The sequence below is a fragment of the Methylophilus sp. Q8 genome, assembly GCF_000800115.1.
Taxonomy (GTDB): domain Bacteria; phylum Pseudomonadota; class Gammaproteobacteria; order Burkholderiales; family Methylophilaceae; genus Methylophilus.
The window spans coordinates 1,438,901-1,458,143 of record NZ_JUHE01000001.1; the positions used below are offsets into that span (position 1 = coordinate 1,438,901).

Sequence of the window (19,243 nt, forward strand, 5' to 3'; positions counted from 1 at the left end):
GCCTTTCAATACAAATGCTTAGGTAATTGTGTAGAAATACTGTCGATTAAACTTTGAGGATGCGGTCGCCGCGACCAATGCCGGACGCGCCGGTACGCACGGTTTCCAGAATCGCACTGCGGTCGATGGCTTCAATAAACGCATCCAGTTTGCTGCAAGAGCCGGTAAGCTCAATGGTGTAACTATTGTCGGCCACATCGATAATACGGCCGCGGAAAATGTCGCACATGCGCTTCATTTCGTCTTTATGGACGCCGGTGGCTTTGACCTTGACCAGCATCAGTTCGCGCTCAATGTGCTTGCCATCGTTGAGGTCCAGCACTTTGACCACGTCAATCAACTTGTTGAGTTGCTTGATAATTTGTTCAATCACATCATCAGAGCCTGTCGTCACAATGGTCATGCGTGACAGGGTGGGGTCTTCAGTGACCGCCACCGTGAGTGATTCAATGTTGTAACCGCGTGCGGAAAACAGGCCTGCCACGCGTGACAGGGCGCCTGCTTCGTTTTCCATCAGCAGTGAAATGATATGACGCATTATTCTTCCCCTTTCAGGCGGCTGGCCGTGCGTGGGCTTAACACCATTTCGGATAAGCCCTTGCCGTTTTCAACCATAGGGAAGACGTTTTCGGTTTGGTCGGTTAAAAAGTTCATAAATACAAACTTGTCTTTTTTATCAAACGCTTCTTTGAGCGCACCTTCTACGTCAGCCGGATTGGTGATTTGCATGCCAACGTGGCCATAAGATTCAGCCAGTTTGACGAAGTCCGGCAGGCTGTCCATGTAGGACTCGGAGTAGCGGTTCTCGTAGAAGAACTCTTGCCACTGACGCACCATGCCCAAGTAGCGGTTGTTGAGCAGAATCACCTTGATCGGCAGGCCGTATTGGGCACAGGTCGACAGTTCCTGGATATTCATCTGGATACTGCCTTCACCGGTGATACAGGCCACCTGTGCGTTTTTATCGGCAAACTGACAGCCCATGGCGTATGGTAAGCCCACGCCCATGGTGCCCAGGCCGCCGGAGTTGATCCAGCGACGTGGTTTGTCAAATTTATAGTATTGCGCTGCCCACATCTGGTGCTGGCCGACGTCAGAAGTCACATAGGCTTCGCCTTTGGTCACTTCCCATAGTTTTTGCACCACGTATTGTGGTTTGATCACGGTATCTGAATAGGCGTAATCCAGCGATTGCACGCCGCGCCATTCGTTAATCTGTGTCCACCAGTCAGCGGTATCCGTGGTCTGGTTTTCTTCCTGGGCCAGGATTTCATTCATGTCGGACAGGACAGACTGCACATCACCGACGATAGGCACGTCAACCTTCACGCGCTTGGAAATGCTGGATGGGTCAACGTCAATATGAATGATGGTGCGCTTCTGGCTGGAGAAGTGTTTCGGGTTGCCGATGACACGGTCATCAAAGCGCGCGCCAACAGCCAGCAACACGTCACAGTGCTGCATGGACATATTGGCTTCATAAGTGCCGTGCATGCCCAGCATGCCCACAAACTGCCTGTCTGTCGCCGGATAGCCGCCCAAACCCATTAAGGTGTTGGTGACCGGGAAGTTGAGCGCTCTGGCCAGCTTGACCAGCTCAGCCGCACCGTTACCCAATACCAGGCCGCCGCCGGTGTAAATCATCGGCCGTTTGGCACCCAGCAGCAATTTGACCGCTTTTTTGATCTGGCCGCTGTGACCTTTTAAAATCGGGTTGTAGGAACGCATTTCTACCGTTTTTGGGTAGATAAAGTCAGCCACGTGCGCAGTGATATCTTTAGGAATATCCACCACGACCGGACCTGGACGGCCGGTTTTGGCAATGTAAAACGCTTTTTTAATCGTTGGCGCAATATCTTTTACGTGCTTCACCAGAAAGTTGTGTTTTACACAGGGGCGTGTTGCACCCACCATGTCTACTTCCTGAAAAGCATCCATGCCGATAGCAGGCACGGGTACCTGACCACTGATGACTACCAGTGGGATTGAATCCATATACGCCGTGGCAATGCCGGTGACGGCATTGGTCGCCCCCGGGCCGCTGGTGACCAGTGCGACGCCGACGTCGCCGGTTGCACGTGAATAGGCATCTGCCGCATGAACGGCCGCCTGTTCGTGGCGCACCAGAATGTGTTTGAAACCATTCTGTTTATAGAGTGCGTCGTAAATGTGCAAGACCGCGCCACCTGGATAGCCAAATACGAATTTGACTTTCTCTTCATTCAGGCAGGAGACAACGATGTCCGCACCTGTCATGGATTTGGCGTGGGTGTCTGTCGCGGAGTGGGCTGAAGCGTCCATAAAACCTTGATTTTTCGGCTAATAAATGTTGAACCCTATACATTAGCTTGCTTTACTAATTTGGTCAAGATTGTCGATCAATCGAGGAGGGTGATATCGCCGAAATGTTGGGTGTATGCCTAATTGTCGGATTGGCTGAGCTGTGGATTGCAAACAATAGTTGACATCATAAATGAGAAACATTATCATTTGCATAAACGATTAAATGAAAGTCATTGCAATGCAAGTGAATTACGCAGCGCCAGCCAGTCATTTGTTTGATCCGGATTTGCCAACGGCCAGTGCTGTGTTGGTCTCGCTGAGTTGTGTCGCCACACGTTATGCCGTGAATCCTTCTGAGGATCTGGCGTTGCTGGGTTGCAGTTTAGCGCAGACGCTGACAGCACCTGAGTATGCGGAAAGCGGTTTGATTCAATCTGCGGCCAAGCAATTGTTGCAGGATTGGCAAGCGTTGCTGCAGGCGCATCAGGAATTTGCGCTACAGCAGGCAGTGACTGATTTTGTAGAGCAGTCGGCCACGCTGCAATAGCAGGCTGCTGACGGCAAATTTAAAGAATAGTAATAAAGATAAATCAAGAAAGGCTATAGATTCATGGCAAGAACCACAGGACCCAGACTGAAGATTATGCGCGCATTGGGCGTTGAACTGCCCGGATTGTCACGTAAGTCGATTGAAAATCGTCCTAATCCACCAGGTCAGCATGGCCAGCAGGCATCTCGCCGCCGCCGTTCTGACTTTGCAGTCAAGTTGGTGGAAAAGCAGAAGATTCGTTTTAACTATGGCTTGAGCGAAAAGCAAATGCGCCGTTTGATCCTCGAAGCCCGTAAAGGCAGCGAGCCAACGGGTGAAAAGTTGATGTCTTTGCTGGAACGTCGTTTGGATAACGTCGTGTTCAGGGCTGGTTTTGCGCCGACAGGGATTGCCGCACGCCAACTGGTGAACCATGGTCATGTGTTGCTCAACGGTAAATCAGCCAACATTGCGTCTATTCGTTTGCAAGTCGGTGATGTGGTGGCTGTGAAAGAGAAAAGCCGCAAGATCCCGATGGTGGTCGATGCATTGGCAACCCCAAGCCTGACGATTCCTGAGTGGTTGTCAGTAGAAGCAGCATCTGCAACCGCAAAAATCGGGCATTTGCCATCTATTGAAGATGTGCCGTTCCCGGTGGATGTGCAACAAGTGGTTGAGTATTACTCAAACCGCGTTTAATTTTTCGCTGGTCAGGCCCTGATCAGGTTTGGCCGGTAAAGCATTTGAGCAGTGCTCCTAACCCCAACATGTCATTGCTCAAATTCGGCGTGATGTTATGCGCCAACCTATCCCTGGTAAGGGTGTTCCTTGAAATCCTATGCCGCAATGCTTTTGCATATAAGTCGGCCTTTTTTTAGACTGGGTGTTAATGCATGACCAATCGCTTGCAATCATCATTGGGTAAAGCGCAAAATGCGGCGAGTGTTTCTTTGCGTCGCATGCCGACCATTGAGGCAAGTCAATTGTTGGGCGATGCCGGAGTATTGGCCATTATGCATGGTGGCGAAACTTATCAGTTGACCCGTACCAAGCAGAATAAATTGCTGTTGACCAAGTGTCATGCGCTAGCGCCAGCACAGGTGCAACAAGATTAGTAGAGGTTTTTGCGTGAAATGTGTATGTAATACTGGCAACCTAGCGTTGCCTTTTGTGGTTTTGCCGGAGGAGTATGCGAATGATGCAACGTGAGTCTTTGCAGGGGCTGTCATTGAAGCCCGCGCGCGCGTCAGCGTCTCAACTGCCTGAGTTTAGCCTGCATCGTCGGCAACTGGGTGAGTTGGCCGGAATTTTCCGCTGGTCTGTGCTGGCCACCGAAGATTGGCTACAACGCGATAAGCGCCAGGACTGGCATGGCTTGGGCATGCTGCTGGTGGTTGCCCTGCATGCCGCAGTTATTGCCTCGCTGCTGTTATATCAGGAGCCGATTGTTATTGAGCCAAAGCCGGAGCCAATGACGGTTTCCCTGATTACATTGCCGGCCAAGAAAGAAGAAGCGCCTGCGCCGGAAGTGGTGCCTATCATCAAGCAGCAGCCTGTTGTGAAGCCTGTGGTTAAACCTAAAGAAACGCCGGTGAAGCCGATAGAACGACCGGCACCCGTGGTGGAACGCATTGTGGAAACAACGCCAGACCAGCCCCGTTTTGAGGCCAGCACACAGCCTTCTGCACCGCCGCTGGAGGTGCCTGTGGCAGCCGCGCCTAGCAAGCCTGCGCCAGTCGTCTCTCCGCCTCCCAAGCGAGAGGTGGTGGAAGAAAAAGAAGAGCCGCCCAAATTTGGCGTCGCTTACCTGAATAACCCTAGACCCGAATATCCTAGACTCTCCCAGCGTGCAGGTGAAGAAGGCAAAGTGCTGATGAAGGTGCTGGTCTCTGTGGAGGGTCGCCCGGAGTCGGTCGACGTGATTAGTAGCAGTGGTTTTGAGCGCTTGGACAAGGCGGCAGTTACCGCAGTTAAGCAATGGCGTTTTGAGCCAGCGCGTAAGGGTGGCAAAGCATTGAGTGCTTATGTCAATGTACCGCTGTCATTCTCGCTGACGCAAGAATAGGCAAGTTTCAAGAGTAAGTAAGTTTCAAGAATTAAGTTAAGTTTCAAGTGAAAGGGAATTTTGATGCAATCAACAAGTGGTTTGGCTTTTATCACCGAAGGCGGTGTGGTGTCGGTTTTAGTGGCACTGATTTTACTGACGATGTCGGTGCTGAGCTGGTATTTTATTCTGGTTAAAACCTGGCAAGTATTCAAGCGCAAGCGCGATGTGTCTGCTTATGTGCGTCAATTCTGGCGTAAGGCAACCTTGCAAGAAGCCTTGCAAGAGCCACAGTTGCAATCGCCGGCGTTTCGCCTGGCAGTGACGGCAGCCGAATCTACCCAGCATCACCAGCAATATGCCAGCCAGTCATTAGGCGCGGCTTGTAGCCAGGATGAATTTATTGCGCGCCAATTGCGTCGCACTCTGTCGCAAGAACAAGCGGCATTAGAGAGTGGCCTGTCAGTGTTGGCTTCGGTTGGCAGCGTGGCACCGTTTGTCGGTTTGTTTGGTACGGTGTGGGGCATTTACCACGCTTTAACAGCGATCGGTCAATCTGGCGTTGCCACCATTGATAAAGTGGCCGGTCCGGTGGGTGAAGCGTTGATCATGACGGCGATTGGTCTGGCGGTGGCGATTCCTGCTGTGCTGGCTTATAACGCGTTTATCAAGGCTAATCGCGGCATCATGGCCGAGCTGGAGAGTTTTGCGCAAGACTTGCATACTTTGCTGACGACCGGCGCGCCATTGGTGATTAAGGCAGGCGGCAAACCAGCAAATGTGACTGAACTGCATGCCAAAGTAGCGAACAAAGGTGGCAATGTATGATGGGGCAAAATCCATTTAGCGCCGGTGAACACACTCAACCCATGAGTGAAATCAATACCACGCCGTTGGTGGATGTGATGCTGGTGCTGTTGGTGATCTTTATTATTACTGCGCCATTGCTGACGCATGCGGTCAAGATTGATTTGCCGCAAGCGACCTCGCAACCGCTGGAAGAAAAACCAGAAGTGATTGACCTGGCAGTCGATGTGGATGGTAAAATTTTCTGGAATGACAGCGAAGTGTCAGTGGCTGATTTATCTGCACGTATGACAGATGAAGCGGCCAAGCAACAACAGCCGGAATTGCAGATTCGCGCTGATAAAAACACACGCTATCAAGTGTTGGCTGAGGTGCTGGCAAAGGCGCAAACGGCTGGCATGAAAAAAGTGGGTTTTGTTAGCCAGCCGCAACCATAAGCCAGCAAACTGAGTATTTCTATGTCGACGCAGTCCTCTATCCGTACCTGGGCGTGGGTGCATAAATGGTCCAGCCTGGTCTGCACGGTGTTTATGTTATTGCTGTGCCTGACCGGCCTGCCACTGATCTTCCACCACGAGATTGGTGACTGGCTGGGCAATCATATCGAAACGCCACAGATTGCGCATCAGGGGCCGCTGGCCAGTATGGATGCCTTGCTCGCGGCGGCCAAGACCAAGCAGCCAGGCATGGTGCCTTTGTATATGTACCGTGAAGAGGATGAGCCGCTGCAATGGGTCATCAGCATGGCCAAAACTGCGACAGCCGAAAGTGGTTTCAAGCAGGTGGTGCTGGATGCACGTACCGCGCAAGTGCTTGGCGAACCGCCAGTGGAAGAGGGCTTTATGTACGTCATGTTCAAGTTGCATGTCGACTTGTTCGCTGGCCTGCCCGGCATGCTGTTTCTAGGTTTGATGGGCTTTTTGCTATTGGTGGCGATTATCTCTGGCGTCGTGCTGTATGCGCCATTTATGCGCAAGCTGGCATTTGGTGAGATTCGCCGCCAGCGTGGCAAAAAGCTCAAGCGGCTGGATGTACATAATTTCCTCGGGATAGTCATTCTCAGTTGGGCCTTGGTGGTCGCTGCCACCGGCGTGATTAATGCCTGGTCAGACTTGCTGATTAAGTACTGGCAGTTTGACCAGATGTCGCAAATGATCGCGCCTTATAAAAACTTGCCGCCACCTGATCGCTTTGCCTCATTGCAGGCGTCTGTACAAGTGGCACAACAAACTGAACCAGACATGCAATTGGGCTTTATTGCCTTCCCCGGTACGGCCTATGCCAGCCCGCATCATTACGGTATTTTCATGCGTGGCGATTCCCCTATTACCAAGCGTTTGTTTAAGCCTGTGCTGGTGGATGCGCGTACGGCAACCTTGACCGATAGTCGCGACTTGCCGTGGTACCTGGTGGCCTTGCTGGTGTCGCAGCCGCTGCATTTTGGCGATTACGGCGGCATGACCTTGAAATGGTTATGGGCCGTGCTGGATGTGATCACGATTATTGTGTTGTGGACCGGTTTGATGCTGTGGTGGAAAAAGCGGCATCAATATGTGCCGGATATCCGTTCGAGAATTACGCTAAGTGAGGCCTATTAAACGCAGGACTGCTGTGGGTTAGGCATTTCAAATACGCTTAACCTACAAGTGAGGTGAATAATGGTGACACATCTATTTATGCCGAATAAACAACTTTCGCAAATCTTTTTCTGGCCGTTGCTGATCGCTGTGGTCTCAATGGCTGGCTTGATCTTCGCCCTGGTCGTCGATGATGCGCGCGAATACCTGGCCAATGCTGCTATCGCGATTCCTGTGCTGGTTGCGGTGTTTTTCTACTGGATATACCCGCTGTTTTCACGTCGCTAACCACCTCTTGGTGAGCGACCTGTGCTCGCTTCCGGGTGGCCATTCTGCATTCGTTTTAATGATCAGGCGCCCGCCTGCTAGTGCTTCATATTTCACATCAGGTCGCTAGCGCTGATAGTGAGCATCTTTTCTTTTTTTCTTACCCTCGTTTGCGCTGCATGCATGATTCATTAATTCTTTGTTGTGAATAAGAATGATTATCATATAGAATATCATTAATTGATATGTCACTCATTCATGGATGAGATGGCGACCATAGCCCAAATCAGCGCATTTTGAAGAAGCGTATTTTCAGCAAGCATTGTGCAAGCAAAAATAAACAATGCCTTGTTTCATGAATCTAAGGAGAAGAAGTAGATGAGCGATACCGAAAAGTTGCAAGCCATAGGCGCGGAAGCCGCGGCATTTCAGGGCCAGTTTCAATCAATCCAGCTGGCCACTACCAACGCACAAGGTTTGCCAGAGGCCAGTTATGCTGCCTATGTGGCGCATGAGCATAAATTCTATGTCTACGTGAGTGAATTGGCGACGCATTGTGCCAACCTGCGCGACACCGGCCGTTGCTCCATGATGTTTATTGAAGCAGAAAAAGAAGCGGCGCATTTGTTCGCTAGAAAACGTCTGGTATTTCAATGCGCTGCTCAAGAAGTGGCCAGGGATGATGCCAAATTCGACCTTGTCATGGGCTTGTTCTTTGACAAATTTGGCAAGTTTATGGATGTGATCAGCAAGCTGACTGACTTTCACCTGATTGAATTAACGCCTGCGCATGGCAGCTATGTGTCCGGGTTTGCCAAAGCCTATCATTTGAATGGCCAGGACTTGACGCAAGTCACGCACCGCAATGATCAGGGCCACGCGTCTCCGGACAAGGCCACACAGCAAAAGATGGATCAATTGGCCTGATCATGAATTTGCCGTTAACGAATGACCCTTTAGCCGCTATTCGCGAACAGTTTGCACTGGCACGGAAGGCTGGTCTCGCGCGTCATCGTGAGATTGCGGAAAACTTGCATATTTCTGAAGGGGAGCTGATTGCCGCACATATTGGTGCGGAAGCTACCACTTTGATGCGGGCAACACGGTTACAACCGCGTTGGGCTGAGGTGCTGACGGCTCTGGAATCTTTGGGCGAGGTGATGGCGCTCACACGGAATGCCTCCTGTGTGCATGAGAAAGAAGGCCGCTACGCTGCGGTGACTGGCGCCAGTGTGCGTGGCGTGCATATTGATTTGCATTGCCATTTTGCGCAGTGGCAGCATGGGTTTGTGGTAGAGGAATCTGGTGAAAAAGGCGTGCAACGTAGCCTGCAGTTTTATGATGCGACAGGGACTGCGGTGCATAAAGTGTTTTTACGGCCGCATAGCGATTTGTCTGCTTATCTGGCGCTCGTTGATCACTATGCCGATGCGAATCAGCAGCCTGGAATCACTGTGCAGTCACTGCCAGTCGCAGGAGTGGAGGCAGATTTCCCTGCATTCCTGGCCGCCTGGGATGCGGTGAATGATGCCCGTGACCTGCATACGCTGCTGGCGCAAAGCCAGGGCGGCGCGCTGCCTTATTTGCAGCAAATGCGCGCTGAGTCGGTACTAGCTGTGCCCGTCAATGCAGCCAGAACATTGCTGGAAAATGCGGCGACTGAGGCTGTTTCAGTATGTATCCTGGTGGGTAATGCTGGTGTCACGCAAGCGCATCAAGGTGCCGTAGATAAAGTTGTCGTCATGGGGCCATGGCTGAATGTACTGGATCCTGGCTTCAACTTGCATTTGCGCGAAGATCATATTGCGTCTGCATGGGTGGTGGTTCAGTCTAGTGTGCAAGGCATGTTCTCAGCGCTTACTTTATTGGACCAGTCTGGCGCCTTAATTGCATTGTTTGCTGCTGATCGTGTGGCTGGCAAGCCCGAGGCTGGCGCCTGGGCAGCACTGATCGATCGTTTACCAAAGGCTTAATCTGTATGTTGACTCTTGATGACTTAGAACAAACTGTCAAACCGCTGCCTCGCCGTCGTTTTTTAGCCCAATTGGGCGCTGTGGCGGCGGCAGTTTCTTTGCCGCAGCTTGCATTCGCGAATGAGCCTGGCAAAAAAGTCGCCCGTCGCATTGTCAGTGTGGGTGGCGGGCTGACTGAAATCATTTATGCCTTGGGTGCCGAAAAAGAGCTGGTAGGGGTCGATACGACCTCGCTGTATCCGCAGGCGGCGACCAAGCTGCCTAGTGTGGGCTATGCCAGGGCATTATCCAGCGAAGGCATTTTGGCTTTGAGTCCGACGCTGGTATTGGCCAGTGAAGATGCCGGGCCACCAACCGTGTTAAGGCAGATTGGCACGGCAGGCGTGCCGGTGACCGTGTTGTCTGCCAATGATAGATTCGAGGGTGTGGTTGAACGCATCCAGCGCGTAGGTGCATTGATTGACCGTGGTGCGCAAGCCAGCCAGCTCGAAAACCAGTTAAAACAGGATTGGCAGCGCGCACGTGCGCCTATCATCGCGCGCAAAACACCAGCTCCTCGCGTGTTGTTTATCTTATCGCATAGCCCAGGGCAGGTAATGGTGGGTGGTAAAGGCAGCAGTGCGGATGCCATGATTGCCTATGTCGGTGCGCGTAATGCCATCGAAGGCTTCGAGGGTTTTAAGCCATTGACACCAGAGGCGGTCATTGCCGCCCAGCCGGATATCATCTTGCTGACAGAGCAGGGCATGAGTGTGGTCGGCGGCGTGGATGGGGTCTTGAAGTTACCCGGTCTGGCTCAGACAACCGCCGGTCAAAAACGTCGCGTGGTCGCACTCGAAGCCATGTTTATGTTGGGCTTTGGCCCACGCTTGCCGCAAGCCGTTTCGGCATTGGATCAAGTGCTCACCAAAGCCATGCAAGGCTAGCTCTCCACAAGGAAGGTTGTGCCTGTAACAGGCATGACCAATCACTATGACACTTTCAATTGCATCGCCATCCCGCATGGTCAAATCACGTTTGTTTTTCTCTCAACAGCTCACACACCGGCCGGCATGGTTGCTCATGCTGCTATTGATCTTGGGCGTATGGGCGGCTGCTACCATGGGCGCAGTCACCATCACCTGGAGTGATTGGTTGGCGATATTGCAAGGCGACGATGAGCCGCTGTCAGGCGGGGCTTATGTCTTGTGGCATTTACGGCTACCACGCATCTTGTTTGCCGTGATGATAGGCGCGGCCTTGGCATTATCTGGCGCGCTCACGCAAGGCTTGTTTCGTAATCCGCTGGCTGATCCGGGCTTGCTGGGCGTGACGAGCGGCGCCGCCTGTGCTGCCGCACTGACCATTGTGCTATTGGCGGGCAGTGGCATTGAAGTCCCGGTTGCCTTGCGTTACTGGTTGCTACCGGCAACGGCTTTTGCTGGCGCAGTCGCCGTCTGCTTTATTTTAGATAGCGTGGCACGCTGGCTAACAGCAGATTCGATCGCCGGATTGTTATTGACCGGCATTGCACTGAACGCCCTGGCGGCGGCAGTGATCGGCTTATGCACCTATCTGGCCACAGACGAGCAATTGCGCAGTTTGACTTTCTGGACACTGGGCTCATTGGCTGGTGCAAACTGGGCATTAACCACGGCATTGCTGCTTGCGCTTATATTGGCTTTCTGGGCATTGCGTCGCTTGACGCATACGATGAATGCATTGGCACTGGGTGAGGCCGCAGCCGCGCATGTGGGCGTTAATGTGCGCGCGTTACGGGTGCGTGTCATTATGCTGGTGGCCGTCTTGTGTGGATTCGCGGTGGCCTGGTGCGGCATGATTGGTTTTATCGGCCTGGTCGCGCCGCACATAGTGCGTTTGCTGGTTGGGCCAGATCAGCGCCGCCTGGCACCACTGGCCATGTTGGTCGGCGCCATTTTGCTGCTGCTGGCGGATACTGCTGCCAGAACCGTGGCCATTCCGGCTGAAATCCCGGTCGGTATTTTTACCGCATTGCTAGGCGCGCCTTTTTTCCTCATCCTGTTGGCCAGAATGCGTAGAGGGAGTTAGGCATGTCACATTTGCACACGTCTGCAACCGCGTTGCTGTCATTTAACCAGGTCACCGTCGCGCTTGGTAAACGTCAATTTGGCCCGTTCACCCTGTCTATTCAGCCGGGAGAGCAAGTTGCCATTTTAGGCCCCAGTGGCGCGGGTAAGTCTACCTTGCTCAAGCTGCTGGCGCGTGAATTAACGCCTGCCAGCGGGCAGGCACAGTTTGAACAACGGTCCCTGCATGACTGGTCACTGGCAGAGCTCAGCCGTCGCCGGGCCATTTTGCCGCAGTCGCATGAGGTCGCCTTTGGCTTGCCGGTTGATTTGGTTATTGGCCTCGGTCGTGTGGCACGCACTTATGACCCGCAGTTAAGCAGCATTGTGCAGCAGGCGGCCGAACAGGCTTCTGCGGTACATCTGCTTGGCCGCCGCTTTGATACCTTATCCGGCGGTGAAAAAGCGCGCGTGCAAATGGCCAGGGTGTTTGCCCAGTTGTGGGACGTTGAACAGGGCTTGTTGCTGGTGGATGAGCCGTTGGCCGCATTGGACCCGGGTTTACAGTTTAGCTTGATGGAAGCGATTTATACCTTCGCCTCCAAACGCGGTCACGCCATTTTGGCCATCCTGCATGATATTAACCAAGCCTTGCAAGGGTTTGAGCGCCTGATCTTTATCAAACATGGCGCCATGGTGGGCGACTATCAAACGCCGCATGTCACTCTGCCATTGCTTGAGGCCTTGTATGAGGTCAGATTGGCCAGCGCCGTGACCGAGACTGGTGAGGTGATTGTGGCGCCCAGTTTGAAGCAGGTAGCTGCTGCATCGTTGCAAATTGTGCGATAAATAATGACGTTGGCTTGATTAAATTAATGAGAATTGTTATCATTTAATGCTTTAGTGCAAGCCAACGAGTCCTCACTCCTGTAGCCAGCAGTTCAATACAGGGGAATCTCGTGCGTCATCCGCAAACAGTCTATTCATTCCGTCACCGCAGCCTGGTAGCAGCGCTTCTGCTTGCTATTCCTTACTTAAGTTTTGCAGAAGAATCTGGGCGCAAAGAAGAGGTAGAGTCTCTACCTGAAGTAAAAGTGACTTCCAAAGCCGAAAAAAATCAGTCTTCAGAAAAAACGAAATCATATACGGTTAACTCCACTTCAAGCGCGACCCGCTTGAATACAAGCATTCGGGATACACCTCAATCTATCTCGGTGATTACGCGAGAGTTGATGGATGATTTTCGTGTACTGACCGTCAATGATGCATTGTCATTGGCGACGGGTGTGCGCGTTGAACAGTTTGAGACCGACCGTAGCGAATACACGGCACGTGGCTTCAATATCACTAATTTTCAAGTGGATGGATTGAGTATCCCGATCACCTATGGCACACAATACGGCGATCTCGATGTGGCCTTGTATGACCGTATTGAAGTGTTGCGCGGGGCGAATGGTTTATTAACGGCCATGGGTAATCCGTCTGCCACGATTAACTTTATTCGCAAACGCCCGACAACAGAGTTTAAAGCCAAGGTGGATGCTTCACTAGGCACATGGGATAACAGGCGCTTGGATGCCGATGTTTCAGGAGCACTCAATGCTGATGGCAGTGTGCGAGCGCGTTTGGTGATGGCGCATCAAGAAAAAAATTCATACCTGGATAGATACAGCAACGAGAGAAACGTTATTTATGGTGTGATTGAGGCTGATTTGTCAGATAACACTAGTATGGCTGTTGGTCACACTTATCATCAAAATAACTCCAGCGGTAATAACTGGGGTAGCTTGCCTTTGCTGTATGTGGATGGCAGCAAGCGCCATTACAAGCGCTCAGACTCAACTGCGCCAAGCTGGAGTTACTGGGATGTTGATACCAATATTACTTTTGCTGAGCTAACGCATAATTTCTCCAATGGCTGGAAAGCTAAAGGACAATTAACGCACAGGCAAATCGATTCCGATTCCAGGTTGCATTATATCTATGGTAACGAAGATCGTGCGACAGGGCTTGGCTTGAAAAGCTACCCGGGAATGTATCGCACCCGGACCGAGGATAATGTAGCTGATTTTTATGCCAATGGCCCATTCGACCTCGCAGGTCGCAAGCATGAAATGGTGTTTGGCACCACCTGGAGTAAGGCTGCTGTGAGAGATTTCTCAAGGTTTGGCCCGATTGGAACGTCGCTAAGTAGCTTTGAAAATGCGGGTGATTTTCCGCTACCTACCTTTGATGCTGAAAACAAGTCGGCGGACTTTACGATGCGTACCATTAACTCATATGCGGCTGCCAAGTTTAATCCGACAGATGCATTAAAGGTCACTGCAGGCGCCAGTTTGGTCAGCTATAACCTGGAAGGTGTCAGTTTCGGTGATCCACAGGCCTCAAAGGCGAATAATAAAGTTACTCCTTATGCTGGGGCAGTGTATGACCTGAATGATGACCACTCGGTTTATGCCAGCTATGCCGGTATTTACAAACCTCAGGTTGAACGTAGTGTTAACGGAGGGGTTTTGGCGCCGTTAGAAGGCAAGAACTATGAGGCGGGTGTGAAGAGTGAGTGGTTCAATGGTCGTCTCAACAGTACTTTTGCATTGTTTAAAACAGAACAGGAGAATCAGCCACAACCGGCTGGTATGCTTGGGGGAGTGACCACCTATAAAGGCATACAGGCGACTAGCAAAGGCTTTGAGTTTGATGCCTCCGGTGAGTTGTCTGACTCGCTTAGTGTGAATGCTGGCTATACACGTTTGATGAGTCTCAAAGGTGCCAATAATCAGAATGTGAATCCATTTACACCTCGCAATCAGGCCCATGTGGCTGCGGTATATAAAGTCCCATCTATTCAGAATCTGAAGTTAGGCGCAAACGTCTATTGGCAGAGTGATACACATGTCGATATCGACCTCTCTGATGGCAATGGCGACCCTGTCGGCACATTCCGCTATAAACAGGATAGCTACGCCACACTCAATTTGTCGGCGAATTATAAGATTGACGAGCATTGGCATACTGCACTCAACTTGTATAACGTGACCAATGAGAAGTATTTAACAAGCTTGAGATATGCCTATTCGGGTCAGGCATATTACGCTGCGCCGATGAGTGCATTAGCGACACTTACATGGACATATTAGCTTTAACGTCAGCCTCCAGGCGGATGTGGGTGTTTGAGCTGTGGCGAGCCTTAGGAAGCATGATTGTTGGTGACAAGCGTATTTTAATACTCAAGTGATTTTTGTACCCAGGCACTTTTTCAAGTGCTTGGTTTTTAATTGTTGTCGAGGGTCGGTATTGGCGGATTTACCCTCATGCATTTAAAAAACTATAGATGTATCTCTACAATTCGATCAATGATTTTTAATGGTATGCGCGCTTATTTCTTGTTGTTGCATCGCTGGCTAGGCCTGGCAAGCGCCCTATTCTTATTGCTTGCCGGCCTGACTGGCGCAGTGATTTCCTGGGATCACGAGTTAGACGAGTGGCTGAACCCCGCATGGATGCATAGTGAGTCACAAGGGTTGCATCAATCGACACTAGCACTTGCAAAACAGGTGGCCGAGCGCTATCCACAAGTGCAGGTCAGTTCTATTCCGCTGGCGGTGGAACCGGGGCATACGCTGGCGATTGGTGTGCGGCCGCTACCGAACCCTCCCAATGGCCTTGCGCCAGTCACGTTTAACCAGGTGTTTATCGACCCCGTGACTGGTGAAGAGTTGGGCAAGCGTGAATGGGGCGCAGTATGGCCTGTGGATCGCACCAATGCGGTCTCTTTTCTGTATAAATTGCATTACAGCCTGCACCTGCCCGAAATGTGGGGCATAGACCGCTGGGGCATCTGGTTGTTAGGTGGCGTTGCGATCATTTGGCTGATGGATAGTTTTGTAGGTTTTTACCTGACCTTGCCCAAGTCTGCCAATAAGCCTAAAACCAAGCTGAATAAAGCACAGCGACATAGCCATCAAGCAACATTTTTGCAGCGCTGGTGGCCAGCCTGGAAAATGCGCTGGAACAGCAGTACGCATAAACGTTATTTTGATATGCATCGCGCATTTGGCTTATGGACATGGCTGTTGCTGATTATTCTGGCATTTTCGGCGTTTGCGCTGAATTTGCGGCGAGAAGTATTTATGCCCGTCATGCAGTCTGCTTTCACGCTGACACCTACGCCTTCGGATATGCGTCCACGTTTACCCGGGCCGCAACAATTGCCGCCGAAGGTGGATTATGAAAAGGTGCTGGATCTAGCAATCAATGACGCGCGTGCGCAAGGTTGGCAAGAGCCTGCTGGGCGTATTTCATATAGCGCGGCTTACCAATTATTTAATGTGGATTTTTATCACCCTGATGCCGATCATGGCGTGGCAGGCGCTGGGCATAAGCGGTTGTATTACGATGGGCTGGATGCACACTATGTTGGCAAGCGTATTCCTTGGCAGGGTGGTGTTGGCGATGTGATCGTGCAAGCACAGTTTCCGCTGCATTCTGGCCGGATTCTCGGCTTGCCAGGCCGCATCCTTATTTCAGTCATGGGGCTGGTGGTTGCAATGCTTTCTGTGACAGGTGTTTATCTCTGGTGGAAAAAGCGTAAAGCCAGGAAAGTATCCCAGGTGATTGTCCGTGAGTCTTCCATTTCGCCGCAAAAGCTAAAGCGGCTGGTTCGTTGACTGCTGGCAAAAAAACCTGCTTATTTGCAGGTTTTGTCATTTATATCAATATACTAGCAAGCTACTTTTGATTGATTTCAAAAATGAGAATTGTTATCATTAGCGATTAACCAATTTGCAAGCCAACGACGGTTGTTTCCAGTAGCCAGCAATCCAAATAACACAAGAGTGAATTAGGGAAAGATTATGCCATCCGGCTTTAACAAAAAAACCATGACATTAGCGCTGATGATGGCGCTACCAGCAGTTGCAATGGCGGCTGACGAAGAAAAAAAGGCAGATGCTGCGCAAACGATGACCGAAGTGAAGGTTAAGTCACAACGTGTGCAAGATACGCCAAACAAAGGCTATCAAGCGACAAAAACCCGCGTAGGTAAAACTTATCAGGATCCGCATGATATTCCTCAAGCGGTCACTACCGTAACTAAAGAGTTGATGCATGATCAGCAAGTCGGGTCGTTGCGCGAAGCATTACGTAATGTGTCGGGTTTAAGCTTTAATGCGGCTGAAGGTGGCCGAGGCGGCGATAACTTTAATTTGCGTGGTTTTTATACCTTTGGTGATATCTATTTGGATAACATGCGTGATACTGCTCAGTATTACCGTGAGACGTTTAACCTCGAGCAAGTTGACGTATTACGTGGTTCTGCAGCGATGTTGTTTGGTCGCGGCCAGGCGGGTGGCGTGATCAATCAAGTTACCAAAATGGCTGAGTTAAATGACAAAAATACAATTACAGGTAGTGTAGGGCAATATGACTATCATCAGTTTACTGGCGACTTTAATAAAAAGTTAACAGAAACAGCGGCGATTCGTGTCAATGTGATGGATCGTCATGATGAGACTTATCGAACAAACCCGGCAACTGGGGATCATCCTGAGTTTGACCGCTCGGGTATTGCCATCAGCTTCGGTGCAGGGATTGGGACTGAAAACGAATTTTTCTTAAATCATGTCACCACAAGAACTCGTGATGTGCCAGATTTTGGTATTGGTTTTGTAAATAAACGACCAGTAGATCGAACCGTAGCAACAGGCGTGCAAGATGACAAAACTTTCTATGGTGGATCAAAAAACTTTGATGACAGTGATGTTCATATCACCACAGGTATTTTTACGCACAAATTTACTGATGATACCCAGTTGCGTACGCAATTGAGAAGCGGCAGCTATAAGCGTGCCTATTGGGCCAAAACTCCGCAAGGAACAGCAGCAAATGCGGTGCCAACCGATGGAACCTTATTCTTGGGTGGTAACCAAGCAGCCAAATTGGATTACGATACACTGAATTTGCAATCTGATTTCAGTACAAAATTTAAATTGTCTGGCATGGAGCATCAGTTGCTTGCTGGCGTTGAGTATTTAAAAGAGGATCAATATCGTCAGAACCTGGCTAATATTGGTACTACCGCTAATCCGTTATATACCCAAAGTAATGTGACTGGCAATCCGACCAAGTTCAATGCAGATAACTATGCTGTTTATGCCCAAGACTCGATCGAGTTCATCCCTGATTGGAATTTCTTGTTTGGTATTCGTCGGGATGAAATGCGCGCTGATTACAGTAGCGCTACTTCACCAAAATTGAGCTATGGTGAGAACAGCTATCGTAGTGGTATTTCTTGGCATCAAACACCTGATGTACACTACTATTTGAGCTGGAGTGACTCGTTCAGCCCTACGGCGGACTTGTATCAACTGACTGTTACCCCTCAGCCACCTGAGCGTAGTAGAACAACAGAGTTAGGTGCTAAATGGCTGTTCTTAGATGGTGATCTGGCATTTAGAACTGCTTTGTACCACACAGTAAAAGACTGGGAGCGCAACACTGATTTGCAGTCAACGTCAACTATTCTGACGAAGAGAAGACGTACAGACGGTTTGGAGCTTGAGTTGACTGGTAAAGTGACCGAGAACTGGGATATTTTTGCGGGCCTGGCTTTTATGGATGCAAAAATTCTTGAAGTGGCAGAGAACGTCAATGCAACGACAGGTGTGATTACTCCGGCTTTTGCAGGATATAAAGGTCAGCGTGCTCGAAATACGCCGCCGATGACAGCCAACCTGTGGACTACTTATGCGTTTGCAGGTAATTGGAAAGTTGGCGGTGGTTTTGAGTCGAAAGGTGAGCGTTACGGCTATAATCCAAGCGGCGGAGCAGGAACGAATTTCGTAAACGGAAAATTTAGTCCAAATGTGGCGCCAGGCTATACTCGTTGGGACGCGATGGTTGCCTACGAAGAGAAAAAGTGGGCTGTTCGCTTGAATGTTAAAAACGTATTTAACAAAGTGTATTATGGCGATATTTACGATAACGGGCCTTTCTCTGTACCAGGTAACCGCCGTCAGGCAATCCTGACAACCGAGTATAAATTCTAGGAGTTGATTTGCTGCTGACGTTACCGGATGTATTGCTGAAAGAAGAACTGACTACCATCCGAGGCCTGCTTAAACAGGCGCAATGGATAGATGGTCGCAATACCGCCGGGGCGCAGGCAGCACAGGTCAAAAATAACCAGCAACTGGCCGAACAGGATCCGTTGCTGGCAAACATTCGAGGGATCGTGTTGCAGGCATTGCATCGCGATCCTTTATTTTTTTCGGCGGCCTTGCCGGACAAAATTCTGCCACCGTTTGTGAACCGTTATGCGGGGCAAAACAATCACTATGGCTTTCATGTGGATAGTGCGATGCGTAGCATGCCGGATGGCAGTGCGCGCGTGCGGGCAGATGTCTCTGCCACCTTGTTTTTTAATGATCCGGATGAGTACGATGGCGGCGAACTGGTGGTGCAGGATGTGTTTGGCGATCAGCGCATCAAGCTCAAGGCCGGGTCTATTGTGATTTACCCTTCCAGCTCAGTGCACGCGGTGACGCCTGTCACGCGTGGCGAGCGCTTGGCCAGTTTTATGTTTATCCAGAGCATGGTGCGTGACGCCGCACACCGGCGCATGTTGTTTGATATGGATATGGCGTTGGTCAGGCTGCGTCAGCAGCATGGTGAAACGGCTGAAGTGGTTCAGCTCACTGGGATTTATCACAATCTTTTACGGCAGTGGGCTTTATAAA

General features: G+C 50.7%; 19 protein-coding genes. 17 read left to right on the forward strand and 2 right to left on the reverse strand.

The window, feature by feature from the left end:
• Positions 1–46: 46 nt before the first annotated feature.
• Positions 47–538 (reverse strand): acetolactate synthase small subunit, encoded by a 492-nt coding sequence (ilvN, locus tag GQ52_RS07030; protein WP_018987330.1) that lies wholly within the window; start codon positions 536–538, stop codon positions 47–49.
• Complete coding sequence (gene ilvB / locus GQ52_RS07035; RefSeq protein ID WP_024930601.1) at positions 538–2,301, reverse strand: biosynthetic-type acetolactate synthase large subunit; 1,764 nt, start codon at positions 2,299–2,301, stop codon at positions 538–540. The genes ilvN and ilvB overlap by 1 nt, the downstream gene beginning before the upstream one ends.
• A 205-nt stretch (positions 2,302–2,506) precedes the next feature.
• Between ilvB and GQ52_RS07040 the strand changes: the two genes are divergently transcribed.
• The 17 genes from GQ52_RS07040 to GQ52_RS07120 all read left to right on the forward strand — a co-directional run bounded on the left by GQ52_RS07040 (position 2,507) and on the right by GQ52_RS07120 (position 19,242).
• Positions 2,507–2,830 (forward strand): hypothetical protein, encoded by a 324-nt coding sequence (locus GQ52_RS07040; protein ID WP_019883438.1) that lies wholly within the window; start codon positions 2,507–2,509, stop codon positions 2,828–2,830.
• 63 nt (positions 2,831–2,893) lie between these two features.
• Positions 2,894–3,511: a 30S ribosomal protein S4 gene (rpsD, locus tag GQ52_RS07045; protein WP_047516235.1), complete on the forward strand. Its 618-nt coding sequence runs from the start codon at positions 2,894–2,896 to the stop codon at positions 3,509–3,511.
• 194 nt (positions 3,512–3,705) lie between these two features.
• Positions 3,706–3,927 carry a hemin uptake protein HemP gene (gene hemP, locus GQ52_RS07050; RefSeq protein WP_047516238.1) on the forward strand — a complete coding sequence of 74 codons (222 nt, stop codon included), beginning with the start codon at positions 3,706–3,708 and terminating at the stop codon, positions 3,925–3,927.
• A 74-nt stretch (positions 3,928–4,001) separates the two neighbouring features.
• Complete coding sequence (locus GQ52_RS07055) at positions 4,002–4,877, forward strand: energy transducer TonB (RefSeq protein WP_235273036.1); 876 nt, start codon at positions 4,002–4,004, stop codon at positions 4,875–4,877.
• Positions 4,878–4,940: 63 nt separating this feature from the next.
• Positions 4,941–5,684: a MotA/TolQ/ExbB proton channel family protein gene (locus GQ52_RS07060; RefSeq protein WP_019883434.1), complete on the forward strand. Its 744-nt coding sequence runs from the start codon at positions 4,941–4,943 to the stop codon at positions 5,682–5,684.
• Positions 5,684–6,100, forward strand: a complete 417-nt coding sequence (locus GQ52_RS07065) for a biopolymer transporter ExbD (protein WP_019883433.1) — start codon at positions 5,684–5,686, stop codon at positions 6,098–6,100. The genes GQ52_RS07060 and GQ52_RS07065 overlap by 1 nt, the downstream gene beginning before the upstream one ends.
• A gap of 21 nt (positions 6,101–6,121) precedes the next feature.
• The gene (locus GQ52_RS07070; protein ID WP_047516244.1) at positions 6,122–7,261 is read left to right on the forward strand and encodes a PepSY domain-containing protein; all 1,140 of its coding nucleotides are present in this window, start codon (positions 6,122–6,124) and stop codon (positions 7,259–7,261) included.
• A gap of 60 nt (positions 7,262–7,321) precedes the next feature.
• Entirely contained in the window at positions 7,322–7,528 is a 207-nt protein-coding gene (locus GQ52_RS07075; protein WP_019883428.1) for a hypothetical protein, read from the forward strand.
• Between the two features lie 357 nt (positions 7,529–7,885).
• On the forward strand, positions 7,886–8,434 hold the full coding sequence (locus GQ52_RS07080) for a HugZ family protein (protein WP_019883427.1): 549 nt from the start codon (positions 7,886–7,888) through the stop codon (positions 8,432–8,434).
• Between the two features lie 2 nt (positions 8,435–8,436).
• On the forward strand, positions 8,437–9,480 hold the full coding sequence (locus GQ52_RS07085; RefSeq protein ID WP_047516247.1) for a hemin-degrading factor: 1,044 nt from the start codon (positions 8,437–8,439) through the stop codon (positions 9,478–9,480).
• 5 nt (positions 9,481–9,485) lie between these two features.
• Positions 9,486–10,406, forward strand: coding sequence for a hemin ABC transporter substrate-binding protein (locus GQ52_RS07090; RefSeq protein WP_047516250.1), 921 nt, complete (start codon positions 9,486–9,488; stop codon positions 10,404–10,406).
• Between the two features lie 46 nt (positions 10,407–10,452).
• On the forward strand, positions 10,453–11,529 hold the full coding sequence (locus tag GQ52_RS07095; RefSeq protein ID WP_047516253.1) for an iron ABC transporter permease: 1,077 nt from the start codon (positions 10,453–10,455) through the stop codon (positions 11,527–11,529).
• 2 nt (positions 11,530–11,531) lie between these two features.
• Entirely contained in the window at positions 11,532–12,356 is an 825-nt protein-coding gene (locus GQ52_RS07100; RefSeq protein ID WP_047516256.1) for an ATP-binding cassette domain-containing protein, read from the forward strand.
• A 110-nt stretch (positions 12,357–12,466) separates the two neighbouring features.
• Positions 12,467–14,644, forward strand: coding sequence for a TonB-dependent siderophore receptor (locus GQ52_RS07105; protein WP_235273038.1), 2,178 nt, complete (start codon positions 12,467–12,469; stop codon positions 14,642–14,644).
• A 231-nt stretch (positions 14,645–14,875) separates the two neighbouring features.
• Positions 14,876–16,174: a PepSY domain-containing protein gene (locus GQ52_RS07110; protein WP_047518579.1), complete on the forward strand. Its 1,299-nt coding sequence runs from the start codon at positions 14,876–14,878 to the stop codon at positions 16,172–16,174.
• Between the two features lie 186 nt (positions 16,175–16,360).
• On the forward strand, positions 16,361–18,553 hold the full coding sequence (locus tag GQ52_RS07115; protein ID WP_081979319.1) for a TonB-dependent siderophore receptor: 2,193 nt from the start codon (positions 16,361–16,363) through the stop codon (positions 18,551–18,553).
• An 8-nt stretch (positions 18,554–18,561) separates the two neighbouring features.
• On the forward strand, positions 18,562–19,242 hold the full coding sequence (locus tag GQ52_RS07120; RefSeq protein WP_047516259.1) for a Fe2+-dependent dioxygenase: 681 nt from the start codon (positions 18,562–18,564) through the stop codon (positions 19,240–19,242).
• Position 19,243: the final 1 nt, after the last annotated feature.

Coding starts and splice junctions, on each gene's coding strand:
- ilvB (WP_024930601.1), bottom strand. CDS start 2,301: ATGGACGCTTCAGCCCACTCCGCGACAGACACCCACGCCAAATCCATG.
- GQ52_RS07085 (WP_047516247.1), top strand. CDS start 8,437: ATGAATTTGCCGTTAACGAATGACCCTTTAGCCGCTATTCGCGAACAG.
- GQ52_RS07095 (WP_047516253.1), top strand. CDS start 10,453: ATGACACTTTCAATTGCATCGCCATCCCGCATGGTCAAATCACGTTTG.
- hemP (WP_047516238.1), top strand. CDS start 3,706: ATGACCAATCGCTTGCAATCATCATTGGGTAAAGCGCAAAATGCGGCG.
- GQ52_RS07110 (WP_047518579.1), top strand. CDS start 14,876: ATGCGCGCTTATTTCTTGTTGTTGCATCGCTGGCTAGGCCTGGCAAGC.
- GQ52_RS07075 (WP_019883428.1), top strand. CDS start 7,322: ATGGTGACACATCTATTTATGCCGAATAAACAACTTTCGCAAATCTTT.
- GQ52_RS07100 (WP_047516256.1), top strand. CDS start 11,532: ATGTCACATTTGCACACGTCTGCAACCGCGTTGCTGTCATTTAACCAG.
- GQ52_RS07080 (WP_019883427.1), top strand. CDS start 7,886: ATGAGCGATACCGAAAAGTTGCAAGCCATAGGCGCGGAAGCCGCGGCA.
- GQ52_RS07070 (WP_047516244.1), top strand. CDS start 6,122: ATGTCGACGCAGTCCTCTATCCGTACCTGGGCGTGGGTGCATAAATGG.
- GQ52_RS07055 (WP_235273036.1), top strand. CDS start 4,002: ATGCGAATGATGCAACGTGAGTCTTTGCAGGGGCTGTCATTGAAGCCC.
- ilvN (WP_018987330.1), bottom strand. CDS start 538: ATGCGTCATATCATTTCACTGCTGATGGAAAACGAAGCAGGCGCCCTG.
- GQ52_RS07090 (WP_047516250.1), top strand. CDS start 9,486: ATGTTGACTCTTGATGACTTAGAACAAACTGTCAAACCGCTGCCTCGC.
- rpsD (WP_047516235.1), top strand. CDS start 2,894: ATGGCAAGAACCACAGGACCCAGACTGAAGATTATGCGCGCATTGGGC.
- GQ52_RS07065 (WP_019883433.1), top strand. CDS start 5,684: ATGGGGCAAAATCCATTTAGCGCCGGTGAACACACTCAACCCATGAGT.
- GQ52_RS07040 (WP_019883438.1), top strand. CDS start 2,507: ATGAAAGTCATTGCAATGCAAGTGAATTACGCAGCGCCAGCCAGTCAT.
- GQ52_RS07060 (WP_019883434.1), top strand. CDS start 4,941: ATGCAATCAACAAGTGGTTTGGCTTTTATCACCGAAGGCGGTGTGGTG.
- GQ52_RS07115 (WP_081979319.1), top strand. CDS start 16,361: ATGCCATCCGGCTTTAACAAAAAAACCATGACATTAGCGCTGATGATG.